Origin of the sequence: Paenibacillus sp. FSL R5-0912 (genome assembly GCF_000758605.1) — a bacterium.
Taxonomy (GTDB): Bacteria; Bacillota; Bacilli; order Paenibacillales; family Paenibacillaceae; genus Paenibacillus_AQ.
Window position 1 is genome coordinate 3040426 of the sequence record NZ_CP009282.1, and the last position, 23453, is coordinate 3063878.

Sequence of the window (23453 nt, forward strand, 5' to 3'; positions counted from 1 at the left end):
AGAGGTATTCTAACCGTTATTCCAACATTTCTGCCACCGGAGGTTATCATTTGAAATATAACTTGGCCCGGACCCGCCGCTTTGTGAGTGTGAAGAACAAAATGATGTTCTTTTTTCTGCTGGCCATTCTTATCCCGGTTGTGATCATGTTTATCAACTCCTACATCTCCTCCCAGCAGATGCTGGAGCGCAAATATACGGATCTGCTGGCCGATATTACGAGGCAGTCGAACATCCGAATTGAAGAGTTCCTGGAGGATACGAAGCAGATTTCCCTCATCTCCAGCTATGGGATCAACAGCTATATCTCCGCCGTCTCGCAGGAGAATTATCCTGTTCAGAATTATTTGCACGACAGCTCCGTTCCCAACGAACTGCAAGCTACGCAGCTGCTGATGAATTACATTACGATGAAGGACCGCGCGATCTCCATCTACGTCTATAATTTGAATCAAGGCAGTGACCTATATATCGCTCCTAACAAGCCCATCGACTATACCTATCATCCCAGGAACGAGGAGTGGTTCAACGATTTCCTGCGATCGGACGATATTACGCGTGATTTGCCGACACGGCTGGATATGCAGACCAAGGGAGACGACAACTGGGCCATTTATAATTTGCGCAAAATATTCGATATGGAGAACGGCAAGCTGCTTGGTCTCATGGTCGTGAGCGTGGATATTGATTTCATCAGCCGTCTGAACAAACGGATGCAGGCCGGGAACCGCTCGGCATTTACCGTCGTGGATAACAGCGACAGCATTATATTCAATAATAATTATGATCTGATCGGTAAGCCGTTCAAATCGCTGTTTCCGCTCCGTGAAGATGCGCTGGCTGCCGATTTGAACCGGCAGATTGTCCGCGTATCGGGCAAGGATTATATTCTGATCCAGTCGCCGTTCGAGGTGCATGATTGGAAGACGTATATGTATATGCCGGTGGAGGAGCTGGCTGTCGAGAGCGATATTCTTAAGCGGAACCTGTGGACGATCGTCGTTGTGCTACTGTTGTTCGCCCTGATAAGTTCTATGTATATGTCGAATCTGATTACCCGGCCGATCAAGCAGCTAATCCGCAATATGACGCTTGTGGAGCAGGGCAAATTCGACAATCTGCCTGTGGTCCGGTCCAATGACGAGATTGGGGTGATGGCCAGCCGCTTCGAGCAAATGTCAGCCGAATTGAAGCAGCTGGTGGAACGGATCTATGTGGAACAGGAGCAGAAGGTTGAAGCGGAGATCCGGGCTTTGCAGGCGCAGATCAGCCCCCATTTCCTCTACAATACCTTGAATTCGGTCAAATGGATTGCCACCATGCAGCAGTCGGACACCATTGTTGAGATGACAGAGGCGCTGATCTCCATGCTCCGCTATACCGCCAAGACGGATAACCGGCTGGTTCCTATCCGTGAAGAGCTTGAACACATTGATCATTATATCGTGATCCAGAAGGTGCGCTATTTCAACCGGATCGAATTCCACAGTGAGATCGAGCCGGCGCTTGCGGAGCAGGAGATTCCCAAGCTCAGTATTCAGCCGCTGGTAGAGAATGCGATCTTTCACGGGATTGCCGACCAGGAGGACGGTCTGGTATCCATCGAAGTCAGGTATGCAGGGAATTCCGAGCTTGCCATTACGGTAAAAGACAACGGCGCGGGGATGAGCCGGGCGGCGGCAGACCAGCTCCAATCCAGGCTTGACGGCGAAGAAGTCAGCGGCGGCATCGGTATTATCAATGTACATCAGCGTATCCGCCGCGGATATGGCGGGCCTTACGGGGTATCGTTTCAGAGCAGTCCGGGGCAAGGCGCAGTATTCGTGATCAGAATTCCTATAAGGAGCAGGAAGGAGGCAGGATGAATATGCTGGGTGTTCTTATCGTGGATGATGAATTGCTGATGCGCATCGGCCTGAAGTCCATCATTCAATGGGAAGAGGAAGGCTTTACGATTCTCGGTGAAGCGGCGAATGGACGGGAGGCGCTGGAGCTGGCCGGGACGCACAAGCCCGACCTGATTATTACAGACATCAAGATGCCTGTGATGGACGGTCTTGAGCTGATTCGGGAGGCCCGGCGGATGGATCTGGGCGGACAGTTCGTGATCCTAAGCTGCCTGGAGGAATTCCATTATGCGCAGGAGGCACTGCGGCTTGGAGCGGCAGATTATCTGATCAAAAGCGACATGAAGCCCTCGCAGCTTCAGCAGGTGCTGGATAGGGTCAGGAAGCGGGCGTCCCGCCACTCCCGTGCAGGCTCGGATGAAATGCCCCCAGGCTCCTACAAGGAGAGTATCGGGTATTTGAAGGAGACGCTTTTCAAGGAGATGATCAGCGGCTTCAAGACCGCCGGAGATGTGCTCGCTAACCGCGAATCCCTGCGTATCCGCCTGACGGATGAGCCTATGGTGCTCATGAAGCTGCGGATTAACCATTTCGAACAGCAGAGACGCAAGTATGTGGAGCAGGATGAGAAGCTGCTGCGCTATTCTGTCGCCAATATTCTCGAAGAGATTCTTCCGCGCAAGCGGGCGAAGGAGATCATTGTGATGAACTCCGCGGAATATGTGCTGCTGCTGGACCTCGGGCCTGAGGGGAGGATTGTCCGCGCGGAGATCGAACGCGCAGCCGCCAAGATTCAGGCGGCCATGAAGGATTTTCTGAAGCTGACGCTGTCCATCGGCGTCAGCGGCCCGGCGCCTGGCTTTGGCGGCCTGAAGCGGGCATATCAGGAGGCAGATATGGCGCTTGACGAGCTGTTCTTCGCGAGCGGGAGCGGCCTGTCCTTCTATGATAAAGCCCGGAGCCGCCAGAGAAGCGGGGATCGTGTGTTCATCGACAGGTCGGCCATGCGAAAGTTCAGGCAGGATACCGAGAGTGGAAGCGAAGGGGCGATTGACTTCCTGAACAGCCTGAAGGATACCATGCTGCTGGAGGGCTGTACGAAGCAGGCGGCGCGTTCGACCTATATCCGGTTGCTTGGGGCGATTCTGTCCTGCTTCCCGGCGCTTCCCGAGCCGAACGAAGCAGGGCTTACGGTGTACGAGAGCATTCTCCATGAAGAGAGCCTGGAGGGTCTGCACCGGACCGTTGCCGGTTATCTGGAGCAGTGCAGGACGCAGATGTCGGCAGGCGAATCCTCCCGGAGTTATGCGGAGCAGGCGAGTGAACTCATCATGCAGCTGTATGCGGAGGATATCTCCCTGCAATCCGTGGCGGACCGGATTAACGTGAACGCCTCCTATCTAAGCCGGGTATTCAAGCAGGAGACGGGAGAGAATTTCGTCAGCTTCCTGACCCGGCTGCGCATGGAGAAGGCGAGGCACATGCTCAAGGACAAGAACGTGAAAGTATATGAGGTAGCAGAGAGTGTAGGGTATCCGAATACAGCATATTTCAGCAAGCTGTTTAAGAAGCTGAGCGGGATGAGTCCCGAGGAATACCGGGGCTAGAACGGCAATTGTCAAAAAAAGAACAGACACTGTAAAAGAAGTGCATCCGCTGCGGATGCGCTTTTTATGTGCACTGACGAATGGTCAAAAAAAGGAAATGTTCCGTAAAAAACAGCCATTTCGATACCGGCCGCCTTCGCCTACTATTGGAGATGCAGCAGATGCAGCACATCCTAAATGGAAGTTGGGGGTCATTCTAGTGAAGAAAAAAAGCTTAGCGACCGCGTTGTCTATCTTACTTACGGCGGTCACCTTGACGGCTTGCGGCAATGGTAATGGCAACGGTAATGGCAACAGCAATACAGCGGCTTCACCATCGGCAGCGGCAACGGATGCCGCAGCAGCCACCCAGGCAGCAGGCGGCGAGAAGGTCGAGCTGACCTATGCGATCTGGGATTCCAACCAGGAGAAGGGAATCCGGACCATTGCCGATGAATTCGAGAGCCAGAACCCGGACATCAAGGTCAATATTGAGGTGACCGGCTGGTCCGATTATTGGACGATGCTGGAAGCGGGAGCCACCGGCGGCTCGCTGCCGGATGTATTCTGGATGCATTCCAATGAGATCTACCGCTATGCGAACAACGGCATGCTGCTTGATCTGACAGAACGCATCAGTAAGAGCGAAGACGTCAAGCTGGAGAATTACCCGGAAGGCCTGAACCAGATCTATAATCTGGGGGGCAAGCAATATGCGGTTCCGAAGGATTTCGATACCATCGGGCTGTGGTACAACAAGACGCTGTTTGACCAGGCGGGCGTGAAATACCCGGATGAGAGCTGGACATGGGATGATCTTCACAGCGCCGCGAAAGCGCTCACGAAGGACGGGGTATACGGCTTCCTCGCACCGATGCACAACCAGGAGGGGTATTATAACTTCGTCTATCAGAACGGCGGCACCATTATTACAGCGGACAAGAAGTCAGGCTATGACGATCCCAAGACGATCGAAGCCCTTGATTACTATGTAAGCTTCGTACGTGACGGACTATCCCCAGAGGTGTACGGGGATGCCGAGCGTGCCGATCTGCTGAAGAACGGCAAGGCGGCGATGGGCCTCTTCGGCTCATGGAACCTGAGCGGCTTCACCGAGAACGAGTTCATGGCGAAGAATTTCGATGTCGCCGTGCTGCCCCGCAAGGCTGCGCAGGCCTCCATCTATAACGGCCTCGGCAATGCGGTTGATGCCAAGACGAAGCATCCCGAGGAAGCATGGAAGTTCGTGGAATACTTAAGCTCCAAGACAGGCCAGGAGCGCCAGGCGGAGCTGGGCGTTGCCATCTCGGCGTACACGGGTGCGGCTGATAAGTGGGTTGATTCCAACAAGACCTTCAATATCAAGGCATTCGTTGACATGGTCAGCTATGGGGTAATCCGACCGTATTCCAATACAACGGCTGTCTGGGAAGACAAGGCTTATGAAGCGCTGAAGCCGGCGTTCTCCGGCAAAGTGTCTGTAGAGGAAGCAGCCCGCAATGCAGCTAAGGTCATGAATGACAGTCTGGCGGAAGAGAAATAAGCATGAGCCATATGCCTGCGGCAGCCTGGAGGCTGCCGCAGGTTTGATAGGAGAGGGAAGCAGATGAATCATACCGTCAAGAGGAAAATCGGAGCCAAAACCTGGAATGAATGGTCCTGGGGCTGGTTCCTGATCGCACCAACGATGATCGGCCTAATCGTCCTCAACTTCATTCCGATTATACAGACCGCTTACCTTAGCTTCTTCAAGAGCGGGGATTTCGGCAGAGGCAATATCTACATCGGATGGGAGAATTACCGCAAGCTGATTCATGATCCACAGGTATGGCACGCTGTCGGCAATACATTGTTCTACACATTGCTGGTCGTACCTGCCAGTATTGCCATTGCCATGCTGGTAGCCGTCCTGCTGAACGGCAAGCTCGCGGGCCGCTCGCTGTACCGCACGATCTATTTCATTCCGATGGTCGCCGCCCCTGCGGCAGTGACTATGGTATGGCGCTGGATGTACAACCAGCACTACGGCCTCATTAATTACGGGCTATCCAAGCTGGGTCTTCCGGCCGTCAACTGGACGACGGACCCCCGGGTAGCCATGCTGTCCATCGCGGTGATCGGCATCTGGAGTGTCATCGGCTATAATATGGTGCTGCTGCTCGCCGGTCTTCAGGAGATTCCGAAGGACTTCTACGAAGCCTCGGATATCGACGGAGCCAGCCGGGTGCGCCAATTCTTCGTGATTACCCTGCCGCTTGTATCGCCCACCCTGTTCTTTGTGGTGGTGACCACGATTATTCAGGCCATGCAGGTGTTCGATGTCATCTATATGATGATTGATGTGAGCAACCCGGCCTATGACCATACAGTATCGCTTGTGTATCTCTTCTATAATAACTCATTCAAGTACTCAAATAAGGGCTATGGCTCAGCGGTTGTAATGGTGTTGCTCGCGTTAATCATGATCATCACCTTCTTCCAGATGCGGGCGCAAAAAAAATGGGTCAACTACATGTAGGAGGCGGCACTATTGGCCAAACATAAATACTTTAACCGGATCTTAGCTCACCTTGTGCTGCTCCTGGGAGCGGCTGTCATGATTCTTCCGTTCGTCTGGATGGTGCTGACCTCGTTCAAGTCAGTTACGGAGTCCACCTCGATGAATCCTTTTATCTTTTTCCCCAAGACCTGGCGGGCGGAGAACTATCTGGAGGTATGGCGCCAGAATAACTTTCTGGTCCTCTACTGGAACACCTTTGCGATGATGGCGCTTCGGGTGCTGTGTGCCGTAATGTTCAGCGCGATGGCTGCGTATGCTTTTGCCAGGCTGAGGTTCCCGGGGCGCAATTTCTTCTTCAGTCTCGTATTGTTTCAGATGATGGTGCCGACGCAGATCTTCATCATCCCGCAATATTTGATGGTCGATGCACTGGGGATGCGCAATACAATATTTGCCTTGCTGTTCCCGGGTCTGGTCAGTGCCTTCGGCACCTTCCTGTTGAGACAATTCTTCATGGGCCTGCCGAAGGAGCTGGAGGAGGCGGCCAAAATTGACGGCTGCAATATCGGGCAGACGTTTGCCAGAATCATGCTCCCGCTGGTCCGCTCCGGTCTGGTGGCCCTCGGGATATTCACGGCCCTGTTCTCCTTCAAGGACCTGATGTGGCCGATGATCGTCAACACCAGTTCGGATGCGGCGACTCTCTCCTCGGCTCTGGCGAAGATTCAAAGCGCCTTCGCCGTGGACTACCCGGAGCTGATGGCGGCTTCCGTACTGGCGATTTGGCCGATGCTGCTTATCTACATCCTGTTCCAGCGGCAATTCATCGAAGGGATTGCAACTTCGGGGGGCAAGCTCTGATTGTCCGTTGACGGAGGACATCTGGACGCTCAGAATAAGAATGGAGAATAGGGAAGGAGGAGGGCGTCATGATTACGAGGAGAATTGGGATTTGGGGCAGCGCGATGCTGCTGCTGGTCACGATTGCCGGATGTGATGCCCGGAGCCGTACGGACGCCTCCCTTCTGTCCGGCGAAGCACCAGGAGGGCGTGAACCCGTCACGCTGCGTTACTCCAGCTATCTGCTGGATACAGCGCAGGCGGGCAAGGTGTATTTCGATGCGATTGCCGAATTTGAGAAGCTTCATCCCCAGATCCAGATCGAAGCAGACTTTATACAGAATAATAATTATACGGCAGGGATCAAGATCCGGCTGTTGGGCGGTGAGCCGATGGATGTGTTCGATACCTGGTCGCCCAGCCTGTTCGAGGAATTCCGTGGCCTGCGGACTGATATGTATCTGGACCTGACCGGGGCCGAGTTCCTCAAGGAATTCTATCCCAACTCGCTGCTGCCGGTTACGGTCGGCGGCCGCGTGTACGGTGCGCCGGAGGTAATGCACAGTGACGGGCTGCTCTACAACAAAACCTTGTTCGACTCTCTGGGGCTGGAGGTTCCGCGCACCTGGGACGAGTTCCTGGCGCTGTGCGTGAAGCTGAAGGGGGAAGGGCTTATTCCGGTGGCAATGGATGCCGAATGGTCGACGGCCCAGTTCTTCTGGGGGTCGATCATGTCGGATAACGGGGCCGATGCCGCCTGGACGAAGAAGCTGGAGAGCGGGGAGATCCGGACCCATGACCCGGTATTCGTGGATGCGATCCAGAAGCACCGTTACATTATTGACCGGGGGTTCGTGCCGCCGAACTGGAAGAGTCTGAAGCATGAGCAGGCCAAGGATCTGGTCGGCACAGGCCGCGCGGCCATGATTATTACCGGAACCTGGGACATCCCCAGCATCAAGGAGCGCAACCCTGGACAGGATATCCGGTTCATGATGGTGCCGGGCAGCGTGAAGACGGTGCCTAATATCAACGTCGGCACCTACCGGGTGATCAGCTCCCGGACAGAGCATCCGGAGGAGGCCAAGCAGTTCGTGGCATTCATGAACGGCAGAACCACACAGGAGAAGCTCGCCGCAGGCGCGCTGGCTGTGCCTTCCGTCATCTCGGCGCCGACGGACCGGACCGATTCGGTATCCTCCATTGCAGCGGCGGTCACGCGGGAGGACGCCACGCTCTATTGGCCGCACACCGTATCCACAGAATCACTCCAGGTGAAGATTCAGGAGGGCGTGAATCAATATCTGGCCGGGCAGCCCCTGGAGACAGCCCTGGCCGATATCCAGCAAGCGATAGATGAGGCCGCGGCAAGGCGGCGGGAATCAAAGTGATCTGCAGCAGGAGATGGCGGATGCCTCTAGAATATAGTCAAAGAGGCAGTTAAATATGCAGTCTGAAGGGGTCTAACCAATGGTTAACTACAGAACGGCAGCTCCGCACGAGCGAGAGGAATACATAGATTTAGCCAATCTTGCCTTCCGCTTTGATTTTGAAATTCTGATGCCCAAGGCTTATGACAAAAGTGTGGATTCATCTGCGATGCATAAGGTCGCAGTGGACGAGCAGGGCAGGCTGCGCGCACTAGTGGCTGTTTTTCCAGAGTCTCTTAAAGTATGTGAGGATACGCTGCGGACCGGCTATCTGGGTACCGTATCGGTCCATCCGCGTGCGCGCGGCGAAGGGCATATGAAAGCGCTTATGAACCTGTGGCTTGAAGAACTGCGGAGTACATGTGATATGGTTGTATTATATGGACAGCGGCAGAGATATGAGTACTTCGGCTTCACGCTTGGCGGTGTCAAGCTCAAATATACCGTGGCAGAGGCCAATGTGCGCCATGGCTTAAGAGGGGTGAATGACACCGGAATCTCCTTCAGCCCGCTGTTTGAGATGGAAGGAGGAGCAGAATTTGCGCATAACCTGAATACCTCGCGGCTTGCTTATGTTGAGCGTAGCTTAGAGCAATTACCGCTGATTTTCAGCACCCTCTGTCAAGAGGCACTTGGCGTTCTGGATCAGGGTAAGCTGATCGGCTATCTGGTTGTCAACGAAGCGGGCGATGATATAGCTGAATTCGCGCTGGAGAAGGCGGATGATATTCTGCGGACGCTTAAGGCATACATGGCCTATAGCAGAGCAGGGAGAATAACGATGTACGCGCCAGAATATGACATCCCGCTGAATAAGGCTCTTGGCGGCATTGCGGAAGACATTGTGATCGAGAACTCGGATATGTATCATATTCTGGATTTCGCCAATGTCCTGAAGGCTTATCTGACGCTGAAGTTCAGGACCACTGGTATTGTACCGGGAGAATTCTCCGCGGTGATGGACGGTCAGCCGGTTACGGCGCGGGTAGATGAAGATGGCGTGAGCGTTGAACGGACTGCCCAGCCGGGAGCGAGGGTTCTGGACAGGCTGCAGGCTCAGACACTTCTGCTTACCCACCATGCCCGTTATATGGCAGTGGATGCGCCTCTAGGCTGGTTCCCGCTGCCTTTATTCTGGTACAAGATTGATAAATTCTGAGTAATCCCGTGCCTTACAATAGAGCAACGCAAGCCTTCTACTCCGGGAGGCTTGCGTTTTTTTTGGCGAATCTTCCAGGCGAGATTCCGGTAATCTTGGTGAAGCTGCGGATGAAATTGGCATAATCGCTGAAGCCGCATTGATAAGAGGCCTCGGTAATGCTAAGCCCTTCGCAGAGGTAAGCTTTGGCTAACGAAACCCGGCGGTCCAATATATACGCACGGAGAGTTAAGCCCGTATGTTGTTTGAACTGGCGGCTAATATAGGTGCTATTCAAATGAAAGATACCGGCAAGCTGCTCAAGCGTGATGGTTTGCTCCAGATGGGCGTCAATATACTTCATAGTCTTGCGGACCAGCTCCGGCATGATATCGTCAGGTACAAAGCTTGCCTTATGAAACACCGTGTTGGTCAGCACCAATAATTGAGCGAGTGCACTGTTGGCGATAATATCTGATCCATACGCATCGGACGAGAGAGCTTTCTCCAGCTTGCCTGCCAAGCGTAGAAATTGCCGAAGCTGGGCTTCCTCAAGATGTACGATGTTGCCTTTTCCCTTCGGTCGATAGTCGAAGCACCAGGATAGAGGGGTTGCAGGTGTAGACAGGCGGTGCAGATATGATTTCTGGAGGTTAAGGGTAATCCGTTCATATTCGGATTCATCCTGGCTGAAGGAACGGTGCATCTCTTCCGGATTGATCACAAGCAGATCTCCGCGTTCCAGATGGTAACAGCTGTTCTCAATATAGAAATTGACATTGCCGCGCAGGAACAAGTACAGCTCGTAGGCTTCATGCTGGTGATAGAAGGTCCCCATATTATAGGTAGTCGTCCTGTGCAGGTAGAGAAAATCTTTATGGATGGGATCATACCGCAGCTCAAAAGGATCGTTCATCGGTAACCTCCAGGTCATTTGGCGCAATACATTGCGCGGTATTCGCAAGGATTCTTCTCTGGAACTACTTTAAAATGTCCTTATCCTAGCATGTCAGGATATGATTTGCAAACGTTTTTATTGTACACACCAGATTGGAGGACCGGATGATGGAACTAATCGTAACTGCAAGAAGCAAGCATCAGGAAGATACCGGATATACCGGATTGAACGGGCAGGGACTACATGCGTCCGTAGAGATAACAGGGGGTACAGGCAGCGCGAGGCAGCCTTTTCAGGCCTGTGTGCGAATCACGAATCTTAACAGTGCAGCGTGGTCGGGAGTCATTCATGTGGAGCTGCCGTTTGCCAAGACGGACCCGCGTTTTTTTCTTCCCGCTTTTATGTATGGCCGCAACCGCGGGGAGGCTCCGCAGAATGTTCCAAACGAGTTCCCGAGATTGAGAGAAGGCGAGCCTTCACGTCCATCATCTCCCTGGTGGATGGTACGAAGCGACCGATTGTCGCATCCTGCGGCACTGGTATATGACAACGGCAGGGTGTTCGGCCTGTGTGCCAGTCCGTACTTTATAAGCCGGGCTGGAGTGAAGTCTCAATGGAAGCCTGAGCTTGAGGGTGAGTTCTACCAGTATGGCGGCTTCACCTGCACGCTTGCCAAGGGAACGGTCGGGTATACTCTCGGGTATGAGAATGCTCCGCTCCTATTCATCAAATCACGTCTTGTGAAGGAACGGGCACGGCTTGCGGAGAACTGCTTTGAACTGAAGGCCTCAGAGTCTGTAGAGTTCACGTTGGATTTGTACGAGTACAAGGCTGAGTCTGAGCTGGGCATCAATGCGGTGCTGGAAGACATCTATTCCCGCTATCATCAGCCTCCAAGACCGGGCAGTGATATCCGGAGCGCTGCGGCCGACCTGTCGAAGGCGATCTATCAATATGCGTGGCTGCCTGAGGACCGGAGCTACACAACCTTTGTCTATGAGGACAAGGAGACAGGCGGGTACAGGTATAATAAAATCATCTCGATCAGCTGGACAGACGGTCTGAGTGTAGCCACTCCAATGCTGATGGCTGCCCTGCGGCTGGAGGATGAACCCATGCGCGAGCAGGCGCTATCCTGCATTGAGAATATCATCGAGAACTCCATGAACCCGGCATCCGGCCTTCCTTATGAGGCCTATCAGGACGGGAAATGGAGCATTAACGGCTGGTGGTTTGACGGAATGCGCACTCCGGGACATTCTGCATATCTGTGCGGACAGGCCTTATTCTATATTATGAAGGCCTATGAATACGAGAAACGGCTCAAACATGTCATCCACGAGGAGTGGGTGGACTTCGTGCGGAAGGTTCTCCCTGTACTGGAGAGAAGCCGGAATTCGGACGATGAATACCCTACGATTCTCTCTGAGAGAACCGGTGCCGGGCTTGAATATGATTCCTTCAGCGGAACCTGGATCATGGCTGCAATTGCCTACTATAGCTGGCTAACCGGAAACCGGTCGCATCTGGACAGCCTGAAACGCAGTGAGCGGCATTATTATGAGACCTATGTGATACGGATGGAATGTTATGGTGCGCCGCTTGATGCGGATAAGGCGGTAGACTCTGAAGGGATTCTCGCGTACATCAGGGCGGTCAGATATCTGCACGCCCTCACAGGGGATGAGCTGTATCTTGATCATATGAGAGATGCGATTGCTTACGAGTTCACCTTCAAATTCGCGTACAATTCTCCGGTTAAGGTGCCGCCGCTGAGCACGGTGGGGTGGTCCAGCTGCGGGGGAAGCGTGACCTCCGTCGCCAACCCGCATATCCATCCCATGTCGAGCAGCGTGGTGGATGAGCTGTATTACTACGTACAGCAGCGCGATGATCCTTACGTCCGGCAGCGGATGCTGGATACCGTCGGCTGGGGCTGCCAGACCTATAACCGGTATGACCGGGAATATGACCATGGCTTGACGGGCTGGATGTCCGAGAGATTTTGTCATTCCGAGGGGCTGTTAACGGAGACTTACAGTGACGGTTCTCCGGCAAGCACCTGGTTCTGTCTGATGCCATGGGCCAGCAGCAGTATTATTGAAGGTCTGGTTGGCGATTACTGGGAAGCAGGCGACAAGAAAAGCCGCTATATAAGATGCACCTAAGTTTTGTTTATTTCTTTAGTGCTTTTTATATAGTTGTCCTCTTCGTCTGTAACGCAAGGCGCCCCGTTCACTCAGGCCTGTTCACTGGCTTTGTATTTGCCGGGCGGCATGCCCACTATTTTTTTGAAGCTTCTGATGAAGTTGGCATAGTCGCTGAAGCCCGACAGCTCGCAGGCTTCAGCGACACTTTTCCCGGCGGTAAGATGGCTCATGGACAGGGAGATGCGCTTGCCCACAATGTAAGAGCGGATGGTAAGTCCGGTATGCTCCCTGAATAGCTGGCTTATATATTTGCCGCTGTAATGAAACGCCTGCTCTAGCTGTGCGGACGAGATAGACTCTAGCAGATGCTCCTCAATGTACGTCATGGTCCGCCTGACCAGCTCCGGCATGAGATTGTCCGAGGGGGACGTAGATGATTGATAGAGGGTGTTAATGAACACAAGCAGCCGGGTAGCGTAGGCCTCTGCTAGTAGATCCTGTCCATAAGCCTCTGAGTGGAGGCAGACGATCAATTGGTCAGCCAGCCTGGAGTAGAAGGCACATTGGTCCCGGGAGAGCCGGGTCAGATTGTTCTGCCCGAAGGGATGGGCATCGAAGCAGGATAGCAGATTAGAGCGCGGGCTGGAGAGTCGCTGCAAGGTAGACCTCTTGATGTTCAGCCCGATCCGTTCGTACATTTGATTGTCGGTACAGACACACCGGTGCATTTCACTGGGGCTGATGATGAACATGTCGCCGGGGGCCAGCTTGTAGCAGGACTGCTCCAGATACATGTAGGCATTGCCTCTCAGGAACAGATAGATTTCGTAGGCATCGTGGTGGTGATACGGCATGGCCGGGTTAAGAAGCTCGGTTGTGGTTGTTCTATGGAAGCATATCATCTCATCCGGGATGGGGGTGAAAATATAGTTAGTGTTCTGATCCATAACATTCATTCCTTTTATTACACAATTTGGTATTATCGGCATCCGCGCAATATATGTTCGTTGATCTGCAAGGATTAACCTGTAAATATTTATTATAATACAGGAAAAGGAAGCGCTTGCAAGTGCTGCTAGAAGCATGGACAAGCAGGGTGGAAGGTACCGCTGCCGCTTCAACCACACAGGAGGTGACCAGAGCAGGGTTTCCGAGAAATGATCCGAGCAGAAATTATACGATGAGGAGATGAGTCCATGATATCAAAGTTTAAAAAATCACTGTGTACTATATTGGCATCTGTAACACTGCTATCGGCAATGATGGTACCCGCACCGCCTAAAGCTTCAGCAGCAAGCGATGTGACCGTTAATTTGTCAGCCCAGAAGCAGGTCATTCGCGGCTTCGGAGGAATCAACCACCCTGCCTGGATCGGGGATCTGACGGCCGCGCAGCGGGAGACCGCCTTCGGCAACGGCGCGAACCAGCTTGGGTTCTCTATTCTGAGAATCTATGTAGACGATAATAAGAATAACTGGTATAAGGAATTAGACACGGCTAAGGCAGCCATCGCCAAGGGAGCCATTGTGTTTGCTTCGCCATGGAATCCGCCGAGCAGCATGACCGAGACCTTCAACCACAACGGGAATACCTCAGCCAAGCGTCTCAGATATGACAAGTACGGCGCATACGCCCAGCATCTGAATGATTTCGTGACGTACATGAAGAATAACGGGGTTGACCTGTACGCGATTTCTGTGCAGAATGAACCGGACTATGCCGAGACCTGGACCTGGTGGACACCTGCCGAAATGCTTAACTTTATGAAAAATTATGCCGGTTCCATTAACTGCCGGGTCATTGCTCCCGAGTCCTTTCAATATCTGAAAAATATGTCCGACCCGATTCTGAATGATTCCCAGGCGCTGGCCAATATGGATATTCTGGGGGCACACACGTATGGCACTTCGTTTAACAACTTTGCGTATCCACTCTTCAAGCAGAAGGGTGCAGGCAAAGAACTGTGGATGACGGAGGTCTACTACCCGAACAGCAATAATAACTCCGCCAACCTGTGGCCTGAAGCGCTGGAAGTAGCATACCATATGCATAATGCGATGGTAGAAGGGGATTTCCAGGCTTATGTATGGTGGTATATCCGCCGCCAATACAGCCCAATGAATGAGGACGGCTCCATCAGCAAGCGCGGAGACAGCATGGCTCAGTTCTCCAAGTTCATCCGTCCGGGATATGTAAGAGTTGATGCTACGAAGAACCCTAATACCAATGTCTATGTCTCGGCCTACAAAGGAAACAACAAAGCGGTCATCGTGGCTATTAATAAAAGTACTTCGGCTGTAAGCCAGAAGTTTGTCCTGCAGAATGGCACAGCCTCAAGCGTGTCCACCTGGATCACGGACGCCAGCCGCAAGGTAGCCGCCGGGTCCTCCATTAATGTGTCGAACGGTTCATTTACCGCCCAGCTTCCGGCCCTGAGTGTGACAACCTTTGTCGCTTCCATCGGGGGCAGCAAGGCTACAGTAACGGATACTACTTATGAGGCCGACGCCGAAGCCGGCACCGACACTACCTTGATCGTTGCAGAATAGAAGCCACTCACTCCAGTTTCCATAGGCAACCCTATCCTGGTCTGTAAACAGCAGCTTGTACAGTGCGTTTACGGGCCGGGATTTTTTGAAATATAAGAATTTATATGTTGCACACGATAACTTATCCTTCTATTTCTCGCTGAAACGAATACCGTCCTTTTATAAGGACGGTATTCGTTTCCACTTGCATCCAAGTTCGTTTCGTTAAAAATCAAAGTATTTTAGTGTTATTTTAAAATGAATCGTGCATCAGTCTCATACAAAATCTAATTTCGAATTGTTAAGCTATAACCATGCAATTTGATGTAAGCGTATACAAAAAAGGAGGAACACGCGGAATGAGTAAAAAGATCTGGAGAAAGACACTTGTAGCTGCAATAAGCGGTACTCTGGTGTTGGCCATGATTACCCCGGTGCCGTTTTCCGCCCCGGTTCAGGCTGCTCCTACAATAGCCGTCCCGGCGCAGGTAACTGCTGACTGGTACAAAACCTACCAGACGATGGATGGCGTAGGAGCCGCTTATGCTTATACAGATTCCGTCCATATGCTGCAACTGGCTTCGGCCGGTCATCAAGATACCGTCAGGCATCTGCTGGATCTGACCTTCAGTGAACAAAAGGGCACAGGCCACGACATTGTCCGGGTCATCATCGGCGATAACGGCGGCCTTACCACTGCCAATGCCACCGCCGCAAGCCCGGGGTTCAACCCTCTGACCGGTCTGCTTGCAGATGTCAGCAAGCCCGGCTTCGATATCGAAGGAAATGCCATTCCCCTGCGTGGAACAGGCGGGCAATATGGATACAAAATAGAAGCGGAGAACCGCTATTACGATGGCAATACCGACAGTATCTGGCCTGTTGAACCCGAGCATGCTCCAGGCACGCTGGTGCCTGTACAGGATTTCGTGTGGGATTATCCGTCCTGGAACCAGCCGGCTGCCAATGACGATGGAGGCCCGACCAATCTCCTGAGCGCACCGGGGGATCATCCTGTGGTGATTAAGAACTCGCCGCGTACCCGCAAGGAGCTGTTCGATGTGGATCAGGTCTGGACGATGCGCCAGGCGATGCAATACGGCGTCAAGCAGTTCTACGCTTGTACATGGACGGTGCCTTACTGGATGAGCCAGTCTTCGACAGGCTCCCCTAACAAGATTGTCCGCAGCGATACAGCCACCGTTAATGGTAAAGTGGTGAAAATTTATTATCAGGCCTATGCGGATTATCTCGTGAATTATATCCGCGGAATGTGGGAGCAATATGGAATTCCGATCACCCACATCAATCCCTTCAATGAGGTTGACCTCGCGGGCGGGTCAGCCGCGTACGTTACCGAGCTGATTAACGGTTACATCGGTCCTGCCTTGAAGAAGTCGATGCAGCCGGGCGGTGCCCTCTATGATATCCAGAATCCGGACGGCAAGCTCATTGACTTCATTCCTCAGCTTGCCGCCGTGGACGGCACCAATCTGAACGCTTCCTTAAGCAGAGGCGGCGAAGTGTTCAGTCAGACCGACCCTGACAATGCACTGGACAAAAACCCTTACCTCGATGTATTTACCACCCATCTGTATGGTACGGTCGGGATCGGCACGGATGAGAACAAGCTGTACCATACCGGCGACTTCTCCCAGAATCCGCTGGATTACTCCAAGGATGGAAGCAAGTATCCCGAATACCTGACCAAATATAAGCTCTGGCAGGCCGAATTCATGAATCAGGATACCGGTGACGGATCGGCCGGTGCCTATACTCAGCGGTACGGCAATCAGAACATCAGTGACGCGGTGCGCTGGTCCAATCTGCTGACCAATATGTTCAGCAGCAACCCCGGATTTAACGGCTTTGTCTGGTGGAGTATGTGGGACAGCAACGGCGCGGACGGCTCCGACCTGATCCGCTTCGTTACGACCAACTCCCAGCAGGAGCCGGGACGGATCAGCACGCTGACGGGTGAATACCGGTTGTTCAAGCGTTTTTACGGCTATGGGCATTTCTCCCGGTTTATGAATCCCGGAGATGTCCGGTTTGATGTCACGCGGGTACCTGCGGCCGATATCAACGTGGTCGCCTTCAAGAATCCGAATACAAATGATTACTCGATCACGGCATCGAATGCCAAGAATGATGACAGCGTTCAGCCGCTTGAATTCAATCTGAAGGACTTCCCGGCAGGCACAACAAGTATTACCGTGTTCCGTACTTCAGGCAGCGAGAATCAGAAGAAGCTTGGCACGATTCCTGTAACGAACGGGAAGTTCGTTGTTGACATTCCGTCGGCCAGCATCGTAACGATGGTTCCGTCCCAAGGCAAATTCGCCACATATCAGGGGCTTGATGGAGAACGTGACATTTTCTCAACGCTGGAAGCAGAGGGAAATGACAATAGTATACCTGGCGACAGTGCAGGTAGTGCGGGACGCGCTGAAGAGGCAGTGACACTCGGTGCCGGCAAGTACCTCGCCTACAGAAATTTGAACTTTGCAGATGGCTCCGCGAACGGAGGCGTTGTACGCAGACACTTGCTGTACCTGACCGCTCAGAGTAAATCAGCTCAAGGAGGCAAGCTTGCCGCTTATGTGCTTCCGGTAGGAAGCGCTGTGGGCAGCAACGACGACATTCTGTCCCAAGGCACGCGTGTAGCAGAAATTCCTGTACCAGCCAATGAGGTTTACGGTAAATTCCAGGATATGGTTGATACTGGCGATCTTAGCGCTTACGGCCATAAGGATCTGTATATTGTGGCCGAACCGAACGGAACTGCGGGTACAATCACCGTTGACCGCTTCCTGTTCGGAGCAGGCGATTCCGACTGGGGTGCTGCCGCGAATAACTCTACAGTATCCATTCCGGGGAACCTGCTGCTCAATGGAGACTTTGATACAACTGTTGCCTCCAATACAGACAACTGGTCTACTGGCCGTTACAACAAGGGAACCTTTGAGCCTGTTGCTCCAGGACCCGTGTTAACAGCGGATACCATACAGAGCTATTCGGGTCTGTCACGTTACCTGAAGAACAGCTCCACCTCGAAGGTTGCCGGTTCCGGCAAGCTTGCTGGCCGCATCGACGCTGCGGAACAGTATGACGGAATGTGGCAGGACATTACCGGTAAGCTGAACAAGGGAGAGAGCTATAACTTCAAGGGTTATTTCCTCTCCATGATGAGCCGGCCGGAGAGCTATGATCTCGCTGCGGAGCATCCGGGTGATGTGGAAGTGGCGCTGGTGTACTACGACCAGAACGGGACCCAGCTCGGTATGACTCCGATCAATGGCCGCGATATGCCTGAACCCTATGCAGCCCGGGAGGCGGGTGATCCCGCATACTGGATCGGCGGCAAATTTGTCGGACGTATCCTGGAGGGCGGGCCGCTCAGCTTAAGCTCTTTCCAGCCTGTGGATGTGAAGGTAGCGGACTGGCATGAGACGCCTAATGCCCCGTTTACCTATGATGAGCCGTCAGGTACTGCCAAGGTGGTAATGGCGGTGTATGCGAAGGATGCCAACATCCTCTACGCCGATCAGCTGTCACTGACGCCGGAGGCCGTGGCTTCGCGCAATATTTTCGTGGATGGCGTTCAGCCGACTAACTTCGATGCCTCCAATTACGAATATAAGTATACGGTTTCCGGGAACGCCATACCGAAGGTAACGGCGGTAACGAGTGACCCGGCTGAAATCGTAAGCATCTCACAAGCGGACAGTGCGCAAGGAACGGCAGTGGTCCGGTTTGTCAAAGGAGAACAGATAAAGACTTATAAAATCTTCTTCAGTACGAATGAAGTTATCGACTTTGCGGCTGGCCTTCCGGCGGGCTGGGAGGTTATAAATCCGGCTGATCCGCAGACCGCACTTAGCTATAGTGCTGAGGGTGCGGCCATCCAGACCTTGAAGGGCGGCACGGAATATCCGGGCAGCCATAATATGCTGCAGATGCCGGGTTCGGCCGAAGGCAACTGGACGCTTACAGCGAAGCTGACGGTAGACAAACCGCTTAATGATTCGACTATGGGTGAGAATTCCCAGGTAGGACTTGGCATCAGCCGCACTTCAAGCGGGGAGTTCTACAGAATCAATGCAAGGAAAGTGAACGCTAACATCAAAGTGAATAATTCAGGGTTGATAGGTACTCAGCCCTTCACGAACAATACGAATCAGACTAATTTGAGTGGTACCAACTATTATCTGCGGATTATAAAAGAGGGCAATGTGGTTCAAGGGTATTTCTCCACGAACAGCGGTTCTTCCTGGCTGGCGATGGGGAATCCGTCAACGTATACCCCGGAATTCTTCAAGGATGCCAAGGTACAATTGTACGGAACCAATACCAGCACAGTAACGGATTTCAAAGTAACCTTTTCCAATGTGACTCTAGTCAAGACCCTGGGGGAGACGGGTGAACTGAGCCCTGATCAGCAGGCTGTAGAACAAGCAGCGGCGCTGATCGGCAACCGGATTACCGTTCCGAATGCAGTGGCAGGTGAAGATCACGCTAAGCTGATAGCCAAAGCACAGGCTGTCCTGAATGAGAATGAAGAGCTGAGCCTGCTGGGAGTGACTACAGCCATTACCTTCCAGAATGGCGGATTTACGCTAAGGGTAACTAAGGGAAGCGTCAGCGTATCGGTTAATCCTTTTACCATTGTGGCTGGTATTCAACGGGCAAGAGATTTCGAGGATCAGACGGTTCAGGGCTTCAAGCCGAAGGGCGGTGCAGGTGTAACGGTTGCATCTACCCAGGAGGCCAACCATACCCCGGGCGGAGCTTATGCCCTGAAGGTTACAGGCAGAGCGGCCAATCCGGACGGACCGTCCGTCAATGTGAAGGACCTTGTTACCATTGGCAATGAGTACAAAACAACGGTATGGGTGAAGCTGATCAGCCCGGCCAGCGCGCAGCTGAAGCTGACTGCCCAGGTCAATGATACTACGCCGTATTATGTCAGTCTGTCCACCCAGACGGTCAATACAGGCGGAGACTGGGTAAAGCTGGAGGGGACGTACCGTTATCTGCACGAGGATGTCACTTTGTATGTAGAGAGCCCGAACAGTGCTGTTGCAGCCTACTATATTGACGACTTCAGCTTCGAGGATACAGGGCTGCAGACGATTGCTTCGCTCAAGGATGTCTATAAGAACGACTTCGTGCTTGGAAATGTGCCGGGCAACAATGACATTAACCCGGGCAATGGACAAAATGCGTTCTTCAATTATCATTTCAACAGCGTGACCTTCGGCAATGAGATGAAACCGGATGCACTGCAGAAGACCAAGGGGACCTACACGTTCACGAAGTCTGACGACATGATTACCAAATCTCAGGCTATGGGGATGGAAGTACACGGTCATGTACTGGTATGGCATAGCCAGACTCCGGCGTGGTTTACACAGCAAGTGGACGCTTCGGGCAATGCACTGAAGGATCAGGCGGGTAATCCGCTCTATCTCAGCCGCAGTGAGGCGCTTGCGAATATGCGAACACACATCAAGACCGTTATGGAACACTACCGGAATAAGGTGATCTCATGGGATGTTGTCAATGAGGCCATGCAGGATGGACCTCCGGCAGTATCCGACTGGAAAGATGCACTGCGGAAATCGCCCTGGTATTATTCCGTCGGTCCAGACTTCGTGGAGCAGGCATTTCTGGCCGCACGGGAAGTGGTGGATAGCAACCCGGATTTGAAAGGGATCAAGCTGTATTACAATGATTTCAATGATGAATTCCCGGAGAAACGGGACGCTATCCACGACATGGTTAAAGAGATGAATGACCGGTATGCAGAGGCCCATCCAGGCAAGCTGCTGGTTGACGGCATTGGGCTGCAGTCTCACTACGACATGAGAACCAAGCCCGCCAATGTAGAAGCGGCAATTGTGAAGTATGCTTCCCTGGGCGTTGAAATCTCTATCAGCGAACTGGATGTTCTGGCGGGAATGAATTCCTCCCTCTCCCCGGAATGGGCGGATAAGCAAGCTAGCCTGTATGCCCAATTGTTCCAGATTTATAAGAAGCATGCCGATAAAATCGCGCGTGTCACCCTCTGGGGTTACACGGACAGCTCAAGCTGGAGATCCAGCCAGAATCCGCTGCCATTCCTTAGTTCTCTGGCACCGAAGCCTGCCTATTACGCAATTATCGACCCGGAGAAGTATCTGGCAGAGCATCCGCTCTATATTACGCCTGAAACCAAGAGCTCTACGGCGCTCTACGGTACACCGGATATTGATGGAAGCATGGACGACATCTGGAAGAATGCACCTGAAATTCATATCGACAACCATCTGATGGCAACAGCAGAAACGACCGGCACAGCCCGGACGCTGTGGGACGAGGAGAATCTATACGTGCTGTTCCAGGTGAAGGATAAGCAGCTAAGCAAAAACAATACAGATAAGACGAAGCAGGATTCGGTAGAAGCCTACGTGGATGAAGACCGCGTCAACGCCTGGCCGTACCTTGAGGATGACGGACAATACCGGGTCAACTATGCCGGAGAGCAGTCCTTCAAGTTCCTCAGTAATTCGACTCCGGCGACCTCCCCGGGCTTCGAATCAGCAGCGGTAACGGCCGGAACGGATTATATAGTGGAAATGAAGATTCCGTTCCGCACCATCACACCGGAGAACGGTACACAGATCCGGTTCGATGCACAGGTGAATAACGCAAACGGAGCCAATCTGATCGGCGTAGCGACCTGGAATGATCTGCTCGGCAGAGCGTCGAAATCGACAGAGGTATTCGGCAGCCTGACCCTCAGCGGCAAGGGAGATCAGACTCCGCCAACTTGGGCAGAGGGAAGCAAGCTTGAAGCCACTGATATCACCAGTACCGGAGTTACCTTGTCATGGATTGCGGCATCGGATAATCTTGGAGTCACCAGCTACCGGGTCTACAATGGAGTGGATGCTGAACCGGTGATCATAACCGGCAGTGAACCGGTAGAGACCGTAAGCGGAACGGTATATCGCCACCAGGTGACCGGACTTATGCCGAATACGCAGTATACCTTCAAGGTGGAAGCCGGAGATGCTGCTGGGAACTGGAGCAAGGACGGACCTTCCGTCCCGGTAACTACACTACCGACTTCAGATACTACACCACCGGTATGGGCAGAGGGAAGTTCGCTTGAAGCCTCTGGCATTACAAGCAAGGGATTGACTCTGACATGGTCGGCTACGGCATCGGACGAGAGCGGCATCGCCGGTTACCGGATTACGAATGGAACCGGTGACAAGCCGGTTACGGTTACGGATGCCGTGTATACGGAGACGGTTACCGGGGCTGTATACAGTCATCAGGTAACAGGACTTATGCCGGGTACGCAGTATATGTTCACAGTGGAGGCAGTAGATACCGGCGGCAATTGGAGTGTCGGTGGACCTTCGGTTTCCGCGGCAACACTGGCCGCTTTGGATACAACACCTCCGGCTTGGACAGCGGGAAGCAAGCTTGAAGCCTCACGGATCACGGCAACCGGCCTTACGTTAACCTGGACGGACGCTTCTGACGATACGGGAGTGACGGGCTACACGCTCTATAGAGGATCAGAAAAAATCGCGGAGTTGCCTGGAATAACGCACCGTTATGAGGTAACTGGACTGGCGCCGGGCACAGGATATAACTTCTCGGTGCAGGCCGTGGATGCAGCAGGGAACTGGAGTACAGACGGTCCCGCTATCTCTGTAACTACGCTAAGCAATAACGGCGGTCCATCAGAACCAACACCAGCACCCACACCAGTACCAACATCTGTGCCGGCGCCGACACCAACACCAACACAGACGCCGGGAACAACAGCAACACCGGCTCCGTCACTGGTACCATCGACACCGATACCAGTGCCAACCAGCCCGTTCAAAGATGTAGGTGCCAAATATAGCTGGGCTTCGGAGGGTATTGATACGCTGCACAGGCTGGGCATCATCCAAGGAACCTCCGCGACCACCTTCAGCCCGGAGAAGAACATTACGAGAGCGGACTTTGTGCTGCTGGTAATGAGAGCATTGGGCCTCGAAGCGGAATCCGGTTCCAGCTTTGCAGATGTAAGCCCGGGAGCCTACTATGCTGAAGCCCTCAGCATGGCGAAGAAGCTGGGAATTATCAATGGAACGGATGGCAACCGATTCAATCCGAAGGGCGAAATCTCGCGGCAGGATATGATGGTGATTGCAGCCAGGGCATTGAAGGCAGTGAACAAATTATCTGCCGGCGGCAGTGCCGGAGAACTGAGCGGCTACACAGATAGAATGAAGGTGGCAAAGTATGCCATCGATAGTGTAGCGGCACTGGTCAAAGAGGGAATTGTCCAGGGAGACGGGAAATCCCTCCATCCCACCGGAACCGCAACGCGGGCGGAAGCCGCTGTAATGATCTTCCGGATGCTGGAGAAATAAGCACCCACAAGCGAAGCTATGAAGTAACACCGTAACATTCCTCTTGGCAGTCAACGTCTATAGACATCGGAAGATGGGATAGACGTTGACCGGCCGGAGGTTTTTTTATGATG

The 23453-nt window shown here is 53.0% G+C and carries 12 protein-coding genes; 10 read left to right on the top strand and 2 right to left on the bottom strand.

Annotated features, from left to right (window positions below; all coding sequences use genetic code 11):
• Positions 1–50: 50 nt before the first annotated feature.
• The 7 genes from R50912_RS12605 to R50912_RS12635 all read left to right on the top strand — a co-directional run bounded on the left by R50912_RS12605 (position 51) and on the right by R50912_RS12635 (position 9362).
• Entirely contained in the window at positions 51–1865 is a 1815-nt protein-coding gene (locus R50912_RS12605; protein ID WP_231637840.1) for a sensor histidine kinase, read from the top strand.
• Positions 1862–3454 (top strand): response regulator, encoded by a 1593-nt coding sequence (locus tag R50912_RS12610; protein ID WP_081956475.1) that lies wholly within the window; start codon positions 1862–1864, stop codon positions 3452–3454. The genes R50912_RS12605 and R50912_RS12610 overlap by 4 nt, the downstream gene beginning before the upstream one ends.
• 199 nt (positions 3455–3653) lie before the next feature.
• On the top strand, positions 3654–4976 hold the full coding sequence (locus R50912_RS12615; protein WP_042235229.1) for an ABC transporter substrate-binding protein: 1323 nt from the start codon (positions 3654–3656) through the stop codon (positions 4974–4976).
• Positions 4977–5039: 63 nt separating this feature from the next.
• A complete protein-coding gene (locus R50912_RS12620; RefSeq protein WP_042235231.1) occupies positions 5040–5951 on the top strand; it encodes a carbohydrate ABC transporter permease in 912 nt (303 codons plus the stop codon).
• 12 nt (positions 5952–5963) lie between these two features.
• Positions 5964–6794, top strand: a complete 831-nt coding sequence (locus tag R50912_RS12625; RefSeq protein WP_042235232.1) for a carbohydrate ABC transporter permease — start codon at positions 5964–5966, stop codon at positions 6792–6794.
• A 68-nt stretch (positions 6795–6862) separates the two neighbouring features.
• Positions 6863–8164: an ABC transporter substrate-binding protein gene (locus R50912_RS12630; protein ID WP_042235233.1), complete on the top strand. Its 1302-nt coding sequence runs from the start codon at positions 6863–6865 to the stop codon at positions 8162–8164.
• Positions 8165–8243: 79 nt separating this feature from the next.
• Positions 8244–9362: a GNAT family N-acetyltransferase gene (locus tag R50912_RS12635; protein WP_042235234.1), complete on the top strand. Its 1119-nt coding sequence runs from the start codon at positions 8244–8246 to the stop codon at positions 9360–9362.
• Positions 9363–9399: 37 nt separating this feature from the next.
• Here the strand turns inward: R50912_RS12635 and R50912_RS12640 are convergent, their stop codons facing one another.
• Entirely contained in the window at positions 9400–10257 is an 858-nt protein-coding gene (locus R50912_RS12640; protein ID WP_042235235.1) for an AraC family transcriptional regulator, read from the bottom strand.
• Positions 10258–10403: 146 nt separating this feature from the next.
• Here R50912_RS12640 and R50912_RS12645 point away from each other — a divergent pair, with 146 nt between their 5' ends.
• A complete protein-coding gene (locus R50912_RS12645; RefSeq protein WP_231637841.1) occupies positions 10404–12407 on the top strand; it encodes a hypothetical protein in 2004 nt (667 codons plus the stop codon).
• 71 nt (positions 12408–12478) lie between these two features.
• Here R50912_RS12645 and R50912_RS12650 read toward each other — a convergent pair whose 3' ends face one another.
• Positions 12479–13336 (bottom strand): AraC family transcriptional regulator, encoded by an 858-nt coding sequence (locus tag R50912_RS12650; protein ID WP_042235238.1) that lies wholly within the window; start codon positions 13334–13336, stop codon positions 12479–12481.
• Positions 13337–13585: 249 nt separating this feature from the next.
• Here R50912_RS12650 and R50912_RS12655 point away from each other — a divergent pair, with 249 nt between their 5' ends.
• Together R50912_RS12655 and R50912_RS33270 are read left to right on the top strand one after the other, a co-directional pair.
• Positions 13586–14938 carry a glucuronoarabinoxylan endo-1,4-beta-xylanase XynC gene (locus R50912_RS12655; RefSeq protein WP_042235240.1) on the top strand — a complete coding sequence of 451 codons (1353 nt, stop codon included), beginning with the start codon at positions 13586–13588 and terminating at the stop codon, positions 14936–14938.
• Positions 14939–15276: 338 nt separating this feature from the next.
• Positions 15277–23340 carry an endo-1,4-beta-xylanase gene (locus tag R50912_RS33270; RefSeq protein ID WP_052416267.1) on the top strand — a complete coding sequence of 2688 codons (8064 nt, stop codon included), beginning with the start codon at positions 15277–15279 and terminating at the stop codon, positions 23338–23340.
• Positions 23341–23453: the final 113 nt, after the last annotated feature.

What these genes read in the sequence shown, in the direction of transcription:
- R50912_RS12650 (WP_042235238.1), bottom strand. Translation starts at nt 13,336, where the DNA reads ATGGATCAGAACACTAACTATATTTTCACCCCCATCCCGGATGAGATG.
- R50912_RS12640 (WP_042235235.1), bottom strand. Translation starts at nt 10,257, where the DNA reads ATGAACGATCCTTTTGAGCTGCGGTATGATCCCATCCATAAAGATTTT.
- R50912_RS12635 (WP_042235234.1), top strand. Translation starts at nt 8,244, where the DNA reads ATGGTTAACTACAGAACGGCAGCTCCGCACGAGCGAGAGGAATACATA.
- R50912_RS12645 (WP_231637841.1), top strand. Translation starts at nt 10,404, where the DNA reads ATGATGGAACTAATCGTAACTGCAAGAAGCAAGCATCAGGAAGATACC.
- R50912_RS33270 (WP_052416267.1), top strand. Translation starts at nt 15,277, where the DNA reads ATGAGTAAAAAGATCTGGAGAAAGACACTTGTAGCTGCAATAAGCGGT.
- R50912_RS12630 (WP_042235233.1), top strand. Translation starts at nt 6,863, where the DNA reads ATGATTACGAGGAGAATTGGGATTTGGGGCAGCGCGATGCTGCTGCTG.
- R50912_RS12620 (WP_042235231.1), top strand. Translation starts at nt 5,040, where the DNA reads ATGAATCATACCGTCAAGAGGAAAATCGGAGCCAAAACCTGGAATGAA.
- R50912_RS12655 (WP_042235240.1), top strand. Translation starts at nt 13,586, where the DNA reads ATGATATCAAAGTTTAAAAAATCACTGTGTACTATATTGGCATCTGTA.
- R50912_RS12610 (WP_081956475.1), top strand. Translation starts at nt 1,862, where the DNA reads ATGAATATGCTGGGTGTTCTTATCGTGGATGATGAATTGCTGATGCGC.